At 43.6% G+C, this 10,299-nt stretch carries 8 protein-coding genes; 3 read left to right on the top strand and 5 right to left on the bottom strand.

The window, feature by feature from the left end; genetic code table 11:
- Nucleotides 1-20 precede the first annotated feature (20 nt).
- Nucleotides 21-533 (top strand): signal peptidase II, encoded by a 513-nt coding sequence (lspA, locus tag B2W60_RS03210; protein ID WP_004863699.1) that lies wholly within the window; start codon nt 21-23, stop codon nt 531-533.
- Nucleotides 534-554: 21 nt separating this feature from the next.
- Nucleotides 555-1,844 carry an ISL3-like element ISPpu12 family transposase gene (locus B2W60_RS03205; protein WP_136554460.1) on the top strand — a complete coding sequence of 430 codons (1,290 nt, stop codon included), beginning with the start codon at nt 555-557 and terminating at the stop codon, nt 1,842-1,844.
- 293 nt (nt 1,845-2,137) lie between these two features.
- On the opposite strand, the gene B2W60_RS03200 is transcribed toward B2W60_RS03205, so the two are convergent.
- From B2W60_RS03200 to B2W60_RS03185, 4 genes are all read right to left on the bottom strand, one after another.
- A complete protein-coding gene (locus B2W60_RS03200; protein WP_136554462.1) occupies nt 2,138-3,016 on the bottom strand; it encodes a hypothetical protein in 879 nt (292 codons plus the stop codon).
- 58 nt (nt 3,017-3,074) lie between these two features.
- Complete coding sequence (locus B2W60_RS03195) at nt 3,075-4,037, bottom strand: plasmid recombination protein (protein WP_292361820.1); 963 nt, start codon at nt 4,035-4,037, stop codon at nt 3,075-3,077.
- Between the two features lie 98 nt (nt 4,038-4,135).
- Nucleotides 4,136-4,321 carry a helix-turn-helix transcriptional regulator gene (locus B2W60_RS03190; RefSeq protein WP_211116142.1) on the bottom strand — a complete coding sequence of 62 codons (186 nt, stop codon included), beginning with the start codon at nt 4,319-4,321 and terminating at the stop codon, nt 4,136-4,138.
- Nucleotides 4,322-4,836: 515 nt separating this feature from the next.
- The gene (locus tag B2W60_RS03185) at nt 4,837-5,997 is read right to left on the bottom strand and encodes a tyrosine-type recombinase/integrase (RefSeq protein ID WP_168800187.1); all 1,161 of its coding nucleotides are present in this window, start codon (nt 5,995-5,997) and stop codon (nt 4,837-4,839) included.
- A gap of 573 nt (nt 5,998-6,570) precedes the next feature.
- On the opposite strand from B2W60_RS03185, the gene B2W60_RS03180 reads away from it, so the two are divergent.
- Entirely contained in the window at nt 6,571-8,343 is a 1,773-nt protein-coding gene (locus B2W60_RS03180; RefSeq protein WP_292361819.1) for a methanol/ethanol family PQQ-dependent dehydrogenase, read from the top strand.
- A 169-nt stretch (nt 8,344-8,512) separates the two neighbouring features.
- Here the strand turns inward: B2W60_RS03180 and B2W60_RS03175 are convergent, their stop codons facing one another.
- Nucleotides 8,513-10,237 (bottom strand): PQQ-dependent sugar dehydrogenase, encoded by a 1,725-nt coding sequence (locus B2W60_RS03175; RefSeq protein WP_292361818.1) that lies wholly within the window; start codon nt 10,235-10,237, stop codon nt 8,513-8,515.
- Between the last annotated feature and the right edge of the window lie 62 nt (nt 10,238-10,299).

Here is a 10,299-nt window from a genome sequence, read left to right as displayed (position 1 = left end):
TGGCGTTGAAGGGTTAAATAATGCTCATTATTGGCAAAAAGCTCTCGCCGTATGCCCTATTGTCCATATCGGGCCTGCTGGCAGCGTCTGATCAGGCTGTAAAGTGGCTGGTGCAGCAATCAATGGCCTATGGCGAGTATGTTTCGGTGACCCCGTTCTTTAACTGGGTGCACCTATGGAACACCGGTGCCGCATTCAGTCTTTTTGCGAATGGTGGAGGCTGGCAGCGCTACTTTTTTATCGGAATCGCGGTAGTGGTCTCGATTTTTCTGATCAAGCTGATCCTTGAAAATCGTCATAAAGGAGAAGCCATCGCTTACAGTCTTATCCTCGGTGGCGCCATGGGCAACCTGATTGACCGGGTCTTTCGCGGCTATGTTGTGGATTCCTTTGATTTCTATTGGCGAGACTGGCATTGGCCGGCCTTCAACCTGGCTGATATTGCAATTGTCCTCGGTGCCTTACTTTTCGTTTCCAGCAGCTTGTTGGGTAAAAAAGCAAACACCAATGCCGAGCCGGATGGATCTGACTGACACCTACGCCTATACAACACCATGACCGAACTTCCCGACAACATCCTTCACCTGCCGCAATACCAAGTACTGGGCTGCAAATCAACCGACGACGAAATGCACTTCCAGGTGGACGTGCCCGATCCCATCGCCTGCGAGGAATGCGGCGTGCAGGGTGAGTTCGTACGGTTCGGCAAGCGTGACGTTCCCTATCGTGATCTGCCCATCCACGGCAAGCGGGTCACTCTCTGGGTGGTCCGCCGCCGATACACCTGCCGGGCCTGCAAGACAACATTCAGGCCCCAGCTACCGGAGATGGTGGACGGATTCCGTATGACACTGCGGCAGCATGAGTACGTGGAGAAGGAATCCTTCAACCACCCCTACACCTTTGTGGCGGCACAGACCGGCCTGGACGAGAAGACGGTGCGCGACATCTTCAACGCCCGCGCCGAGTTCCTGGGGCGCTGGCACCGCTTCGAGACGCCCCGCATCCTGGGCATTGACGAGCTATACCTGAACAAGCGCTACCGCTGCATTCTGACCAACATTGAGGAGCGAACCCTGCTCGACCTGCTGGCCACCCGCCGCCAGGACGTGGTGACCAACTACCTGATGAAGCTGAAAGACCGGCAGAAGGTCGAGATCGTCAGCATGGACATGTGGAACCCCTACCGGGCAGCGGTCAAGGCTGTGCTGCCCCAGGCCCGTATCGTGGTCGATAAGTTCCATGTGGTGCGCATGGCCAACGATGCCCTAGAGAGAGTGCGCAAGGGCCTCAGAAAGGAGCTGAAACCGTCCCAGAGCCGGACTCTCAAGGGAGACCGGAAAATCCTGCTGAAACGCGCTCACGAAGTCTCAGACCGGGAGCGCCTCATCATGGAGACCTGGACAGGCGCGTTCCTGCAACTGCTGGCCGCCTACGAGCACAAGGAGCGCTTCTACGGCATCTGGGACGCCACCACACGGCTCCAGGCAGAAGCCGCCCTGGACGAGTGGATAGCCACCATCCCGAAGGGCCAAAAGGAAGTCTGGAGCGATCTGGTCAGGGCAGTGGGAAACTGGCGCGAAGAGACCATGACCTACTTCGAGACGGACATGCCCGTCACCAACGCTTACACGGAGTCCATCAACCGACTGGCCAAGGACAAGAACCGTGAAGGGCGCGGTTACTCCTTCGAGGTGATGCGGGCACGAATGCTCTACACCACGAAGCACAAGAAGAAGGCACCGACTGCGAAGGTCTCTCCTTTCTACAAGAAAACCATCGGTTACGGACTGCCGGACTTCGCAGAGGGACTCAACTACGGAGTCGATCTATCAACCATCTGAGGGTGGTATCAGATTGATGGGGTGAAGGTGCCCCATCAACCATTAAATCCGTATACCCTGTTTATATTAGGTAGTGTGCATTGACTTAGTAATAATTTGGGATAAAAGTTGAGTATTGCTAAAGGCTTCAACCCCCTCTTCTGCTGTGTATGCATAGCTACAACAGTCAAACTGGAGTACGAAGCTATGCATTCAACGTTCGTATCAGCCATGGAGACATAAAGTTTGCGGCATCATGATGTCAGCGCAAGTTATGATAGATTGCTCAATCTGTAAGATTTTATGTTATGGGATTATTCTTGAAAGATATACGTCATGCTAGAAGATAAATTGCTTGGCAAACTTACTGGCTCATTGAATATTGTTGATAAAAGGAACATTAAAGTTATAAGTATCGAATATGCTTTGTAGTGGCAATTTTTCTTATGGTTCACCTTTAATTGTTGCTTCAAACTCTTACATTTAAGAGATATTTCAATCTTCTCAGTCATGATCTGGTTAGATGAAACTTTATGATTTTCAGTCTGAATTTTTTGCTCTTTAAGCTGTTTTAGAAGGCTGTTATTTATCGCCTTTATGTCTGAAATCTCATTGATTTTCTCTACTTCATCGACTTTTCTTTGCTCTAGCGCATCTAATGCACTGGCTTGCCGAACTAAAGATTCTTTAAAACTATTAAAATTTAAATATTGAGGTATAAATGTTTTATTTACAGAAGGACTTTTCGCTGCTTCTTTTCGCTGTTTGGAACTAACTTTATGTTTGTGGTTATTCTTAATCATTTCATGCCACTCTATGGCATTGCATGGAAAGTCATTTTTTAACGTTCTGTGAGTATTAGTAATGGCACTCTTACTGACCTGTAATTCTCGAAGATAAGGGTATTTGATAACTATCGAATATGCATTACGCCAATTTTTCCATCTATCATAACTCCAGCCTAAATGTTCAACGAATGCTTTCCATGATTTAAAACCTTGCTGTCCTACCAAACTGCCCTGAATTTCTTGATTTGAGGGCGTACCGTGCTTTCCTAAAAAAGGAATATTCTGGTAGCAAAATTCCACTGTATCAATCCACCCATTTTTACGTTCTAGAGCGAGCATGTCACTCAGCTGCAGCTTAAATAGTTCAGCATCTTTTATGTCAATAAACTTGGCGTTTGCTGCCATTATTCATTACCTCAATACGTAATAGGGTAAAAATTACCCCTTTCTGTTATGGTTTAATTCACCTAGGACTATAGTTATCGTCACCTTCTACTTGTTGATATTGCTCAACTAAGGCCTGACTTTTAGCTAATTCTTTTTTCAAAGCTGCATTTTCTACTTGGATTGCTTCCCAATGTGAAAGATTGTTTTGCATGTGCTCATATTTCTGATTGAGAGCCATAATCATCTGTTGTAATTTCTGTATCTGTGCCTGATTCTCAAGCTCTGTTGCTTTAAACTTTTTATCAGCCTCGGCTTGCTTATCCTTAATTGTTTTCTCTAAATGCTCAAGATAATCAGCTGACTGCTCTTCAGCATTTTTTTTGATGCTCAAGTAAACATCCCTTGTGTAGCGTTTTCGAGCTGGACCAATACGTGCTATATCATGGTGACTCGATACCTGTTCAAAAAATAAATCTTGTAACTTAGACATCTCTGAACGGTATGTACCTGTATAGGTTGTGTCTATCTTTTTGTATTCTTTGGCAGCAAATCCAGGGTGGAGACGTTTAGCGTTAGCATCTATTGTATAAACATGGATGTGAAAATAACTTTCGTCTATGTGGAGTACGGCAGAATCAATTTCACCAAATTGATTTTGATGGAACTCTATACAATCTTTGAAAAAGTCATCCATTGCATCGTGTTTTACCTTTCCGATTTTGACGGGATAACTGTATACAGCAGCAAGCAAAACGTGCGCATCAAACCGAACAGCTCGTTTTTTTAGCCCCCCATGCTTGGTATCCATTATATTTTGACCAGTGTCTTTCAGTAGTTTTTCAAGTCTTTTTGGCAAATCCTCAAGAGGTTTACCTGAAATTAATCTCACTGATTGAGGGACCTTGACGTGATTGCAACTCCCTTTAAATCTGATAGCCTCTTTCACGATTTTATCCACGGTGTTGCCATACTTCTTGGATGACAAACTGGATATCTTTCTTGGATATGTCTTTACGTGCATAAACTGGCTGAGTGTCATAATAAATTTCCTTGCTTAATATAGTAATGCTGAGCTCAAAAAGGTTGATTGATCTACTAACCTATAACCGACTATAGGTTAATGATTTATTGATCAGCTCATGCAGCCCTTCCCTTAGCCACAAATTCTTTAATATCTGCAAGCTCGTACCTTACAGATCCGCCCACTTTATGAAAATTGGGACCTTGACCCGAACTACGCCAATTCGCCAATGTTTGAGTGGAAACCTTTAATAGCTGTGCAACATCCGCAGCTGTCATTAGTTCAAAAATATTGCTGTCCATATTTACCTCTGGTTGTTGTTTACATATGAACAGTATACGGAAGATAAACCACCTTGATAACACCTAACACATTGATATTTATAATGTTTACTAGGTATAGCATCTTACTGTACATTTAATTATCGTTTGATAATTGCCATACAAGCGAAAAAGACAATAAAAATGGTGATTGGAGATAATTGAGATAAGGAAAATTTGATGTGAAGGGGATTTCATTAAATCACAGTAACCGCTTAGTTTAAGTATGCAATCTTCAGTTTGTTATGCTCATACTTGCCTGCGTTTGAAACTTTTTCTGAACAGAATAAAGTGTTTTTTCGTAGATTAGAGGCTCATCAATTTTGACGTTGATCAATTCTTGATAACTGATTTTGTTAACATTAGGCTGAATTCGGCCAGCGATTTTCGAGGGCTGTTACTTTTGGTACGCTTTTTAAGAATAGCTTCTTGTTTTTTCTTGCGTTTAAATAGCTCTCGGTCAATCAAAACAATTTACAAAGTTTTTTATCGTTTCGTTAAGCTTTCACTGTTTCATCTATAAGTTGTGACACCTGATTAAAAGCTTTTCTCAAAGTATCTTGCTCAGTAATGATATATCCACCAGTAACATCACTATCTGTGACATGATCCAACATTCTTTTGATGAGAGTCGTAGGTAGCCCGCAAGCTTCAGCAAGAGTAGCAAAGGTACGTCTAAGATCATGGCTACTAAACTTAAGATTTATATGATTAATAATGCGATTGATCTGTTTTTTAGGCACCCACATAGGATTATCTCCATCTAAATTTGGAAACACCCAAATGTTAGTTCCTGTCTCTTTGTGTAATTCTTCCAATGTAGGTATTAATCGATCTGGAATGGGCAGCATCACATCTGTGCCTGTCTTGGTATCAAATTTTGCCGTTTTGCCGTCAAGATCTACATTGCACCATTTTAAAGATAGCGCACTGCTGCTTCTAACCCCCATGCGAAGCAACATCAATAAATATGTTTTAGCTTTCTGATTCGTCAATTGCTCTACTGCATCAAGCCAGTTTTTTAATTTATTACTAGGAATAACTCGCTTTGAACGATTATTTTTATGCCAAAGCCTGCCATTTTTCAGTACCTTCGTTGGTGATTCTTCAATTAACTCAAGTGCTACTGCATAAAGCATTAATAAGCGAAAAATTCGCATAGTTCCATTAGCCGTTGTTTTACCAATTTCACTCAGCTCCTTAAACTTTGTCTGAACATCATGTGATGATATCGCTGAGACAGGCTTGCTCAGCCAATCACTCAAGTACTTCTCAGTTTTATATTGATAATCTTCGATTGTTTTAGGCTGAAGGCTTCTATTATCCAAATACAGAACAAGCAAATCAGCCAATGTGGTTCTGAGCTTCTCTTTCTTTCGCTTATTCAAAATTGGATCTTCATTCCTGGCCAATGCCAGTAATAAATGCTGAGCTTGCACACGGGCATCTTTAACATTCCAATCGGAACATTTCCCAATTGTGATGTTACGAAGTCTTCCCTGAACTCGCTTTCTGACTATATATGATCGATTACCTGACGAACTAATTCGGCATATGAGCTTGGATTGTTCAATATCTGTATATTCCATATATCCAGATTCAGGAACTGCAAGATTTTTGATTCTTGCTTGTGTAAAAATAATTTGGTTCGTCGCCACCCCAATCTCCAATGTAACTGCTATGTAACTTTTGAAAGTGATATCTCGGTAAAGATCGGGATCTAAAATGAAATACACTTTCTTCAAGTATCACATAAGCGACTGTCCTTGTTAATATTTTGGGAATTTTATTTGGATTAGCAATATAACCTGTATATGACTGTTAATCATTGGGTCGCTGGTTCGAGTCCAGCTCGGGGAGCCAATGATTTAAAGAACCTCAGCAAGTAATTTTTCTGAGGTTTTTTTATGTCTGAGATTTCACCATTACGTCTTCCATATATGCTTTCATTATTGACGACTTCAAACTGTAAACTCTCTTCATCTCGGCTGCTTCACCCAAACTTAATATATATATTCTCTGCACAATTAATAATATAAATATCTCACCCTATCTTCCAAAGCCTGCCTTTGGCTTACTTGACTGTGGTTCCATGGCGTTCAAAAAATTTCGGACACACGGGCCATTAATCCTGTTACCTCGTTGCTACTATCCCCCACACCGTTGAAAAGCCAACAACGCATGACAAATGTTTAATGGCTTTTTATGGCGGCTAACATAGAGGAAACAACATGACTAAAACAAAATTATCTTTACTGATGCTGTCGATGACCATTCCTGGTTACAGCGTTGCAGATGAGTTAGGCGAAATGCAGAAAAACCCTGACACCTGGGTGATGTCAGCAGGTGATTATGCCAACACCCGTTATAGCCAATTGTCTGAAATTAACCTCGACAATGTGCAGGCACTGAAAATGGCCTGGTCATTTTCTACCGGCGTTTTACGGGGCCATGAAGGTAATTCGCTGATTATTGATGATGTGATGTATGTGCACACGCCATTTCCCAATATCGTCTTCGCATTAGATTTAAACAATGACGGGGCGATGAAATGGAAATATGAACCTAAGCAAAACTACGATGAGACGGTTCCAGTTATGTGCTGTGACGTAGTCAATCGTGGCCTGTCTTATGGTGACGGCAAGATTTTCCTGAATCAGGCTGACACCACGCTGGTCGCTTTAGATATTAATACCGGTGAAATGCTGTGGTCGGACAAACGTGATGACCCAAGAACAGGCGCAACTAACACCGGTAACGCCAATGTGTTTAAAGACAAAATCATTGTCGGTATTTCAGGCGGTGAATTCGGTGTGCGTGGTTATGTTCAAGCCTACAATATGAGTGGCAAATCACTCTATAAAGCCTACAGTACCGGCCCCGATGACGAAATGATGGTTGATCCGCAAAACACCACTGCCATGCTGCAACCTATCGGCAAAGACTCTTCATTGAACTCCTGGCAAGGTGAGCAATGGAAAATCGGTGGCGGCACTACCTGGGGCTGGTTCTCCTATGATCCGGATATGAATCTGTATTACTACGGTACCGGTAATCCATCTACCTGGAACCCCTTGCAACGTCCGGGCGACAACAAATGGACCATGTCACTGTTTGCCCGAGATTTGGATACCGGCGTAGCCAAATGGATATACCAAATGACACCGCATGATGAATGGGACTATGACGGTGTGAATGAAAACATCCTGGTCGACCAGAAAATCAAAGGCAAAATGCGAAAAATGCTGGTGCATTTTGACCGTAATGGTTTTGGATACACCATGGACCGTGCAACAGGTGAATTGCTGGTAGCAGAAAAATTCGACCCGAGTGTGAACTGGGCCGATAACGTTAATCTGAAAACCGGCTTACCAGATCGGGTAGCGAAATACTCACCTGCAACCCATGGTGAAGATACGCAAACCACCGGTATCTGCCCGGCAGCGCATGGTGCAAAAGATCAGCAACCTGCTGCTTTTTCCCCAAAAACCGGATTATTCTACGTGCCCACCAACCATATCTGCATGGATCTGGAACCATTTGAAGTGGAATACCTGGCCGGTCAGCCGTATGTGGGTGCTGAAGTAAATATGTACGCCGCGACCGAAAACAATATGGGTAACTTTATTGCCTGGGATGCTCGCGAAGGCAAAATCGTCTGGTCTAATCCAGAAAGGTTCTCAGTCTGGTCAGGCGCAATGGTTACTGCTGGCGATGTTGTTTTCTACGGCACGCTGGAAGGTTACCTCAAAGCACTGGATGCCAAAACCGGTCGTGAACTTTGGCGCTTCAAAACCCCATCGGGCATTATCGGCAACGTCAATTCCTACAAACATGGTGGCAAGCAATACATCTCCATCTTGTCAGGCATTGGTGGCTGGGCCGGAATCGGTATGACCAATAATCTGGAGAATGATACAGATGGTCTGGGTGCAGTTGGTGCTTATAAATCACTGTCCAACTGGACGTCATTGGGCGGTGTGTTAAGCGTGTTTAGTTTGTAACTTAATTAACAGCAGCTTCATAATTTAGCCCGGCACTATTGAATAGTGTCGGGCTTTTTTCTTATCCAAAGCTGATATCAACAAACTCACCCTTAATCGCCGGGCCATTTTAGCTGGTGTTATCAAGTTTTAGCCCACACCAAGTAACCGTTCATCAGATAACCAGTTGTTAAATCATCTCACCGGTATAATTGAGAAAATCAATGATTAGCAGCAAAGTCTCTTCATCAACCGAAGCCGCCTGCATACTGGTGCCGGGAATCAACTCCTGAGGATCTACAAGGAAACGAGCAAGACTTTCTTCATCCCATACAATTTCAGCGCTTCGCATCGCCTCCGAGTAATCAGGATATATCCCGCTACCCGCTGTAGCTGAATATATGTGCTGCAGTCCCGGTGCTTTGCTGTGATCATTTCCAACCAGACTATGACACTGAATACATTGACTAATACCGGATTCAAGCTTTTTCAGCTGACTGTCACTTAAAGATGCCTTATCTGCAAAAGCGAGTACCACTTCATCCATATCTATAAGTTCCGTTGGTGTTATATACCCAACGCTCATATCGTCTGAGAATACAATGAGCTTTCCGTTGAGTTCAGCCAGATCGCGGATCCGCTTTCCATATGGTATCTGCTCAACATAAGCAACTCTGTCATCATGGAGCCTGACCCGGTAAAGTGACTCCGCAACAAGGCTGGAAATCAGTAGATCACCTTGCCAGTGCGCATGAAAATCATTCAAACGGATAATACCCGAAGGAGCAATCGAAGGAACCCAGGAAAACAACGGTGCAGCAAATTCAGCATGCCGACCAAACGAGTTTGAGAAAGGCATAGGGGAACGGCTGTAACTCGTTCCATAAGTTTCTACTGGCCAGCCATAGTGCACTCCCGGCTTCAGTATATTGAGCTCATCTCCCCCTCGTGCACCATGCTCAACTGCATATACGGTATCATTACTGACCGTTAGCCCCCCCATATTCCGATGTCCCTCTGAAAATACCGAACTTACTCCAGTATCAATATTAATGAGAAGAGACTTTCCATAATGATTGTTTGAATCAAGTGCTAGCTCCTCCCTCAGGAACTCTCCGTTTTCCAATATAATCAAGTCATCGCTGTATTGCGCGATACGACCTCCGGCCATCTGACCAATCACTGCCCAGAAATTCGTTTTAAGCGGAAGACATGGCTCAGACCTGTAAATAATTCTCCACGCATCACCGGATACCAACACAGTCTTCAAAGACTCATAGCTGGCTATGCTCTCCAATTCGTAACCTGCAACTATGTTTTGAAAACATTTCTCACTGGCGTTAATGTCGGTATAGGAAATCAGGATTGTCGTTGACTCATTACCAGAATGTAAAAGTAGATCGTTATATTTGAAGGGAGTCTTTTGGAATCTGACATTATTGTAGGCGGGATCGCTCTGCATCAAATTTTCATATGCCTGGTAGTCTATGGAGGGCACCGTGATCCGTGTTTTTTCCGGCCATTGCTGCTCTGTTCCAACATACAGATCACCAATCGGATCCAATAGAAGATAGAAGTCATCTCCAACAGCAATCGCACCACCAGTATAATCATAGGTACCGTAGTAACTCTGCCGGGCATTACTGAAACGCATCCACTCAACTTGCAGATTGAGCAAACCGGTTTCAATTTCCCCTGTTGTAATTCGTCTGGTAATTTCCTTCTGCGTACTGCCAATATCAGAGTCCTGATCCACTAAGTCGCTTTTAACTTTCCCTAACTTCGCATCCAGACTTTTCATACTTTCATATAGTAAACCAGACTGCGATTGATGCACTTTAAATCCCGCAAGCAATGACATCGAAATCGCGGCTATAAGGATGAGGGAGACCAGAAAAAAAATTGTGTAGCGCATATTTATTCGCCTTAGGAATAAATGGCAGTTTCAGTCAGTATATGCATCCTTTCCACTAAATT

It is taken from the genome of Methylophaga sp. UBA2496 (assembly GCF_002341635.1).
Lineage (GTDB): Bacteria > Pseudomonadota > Gammaproteobacteria > Nitrosococcales > Methylophagaceae > Methylophaga.
The sequence above is the reverse complement of the archived record's forward strand: the minus strand, read 5'-3'. Positions and strand labels throughout refer to the sequence as shown.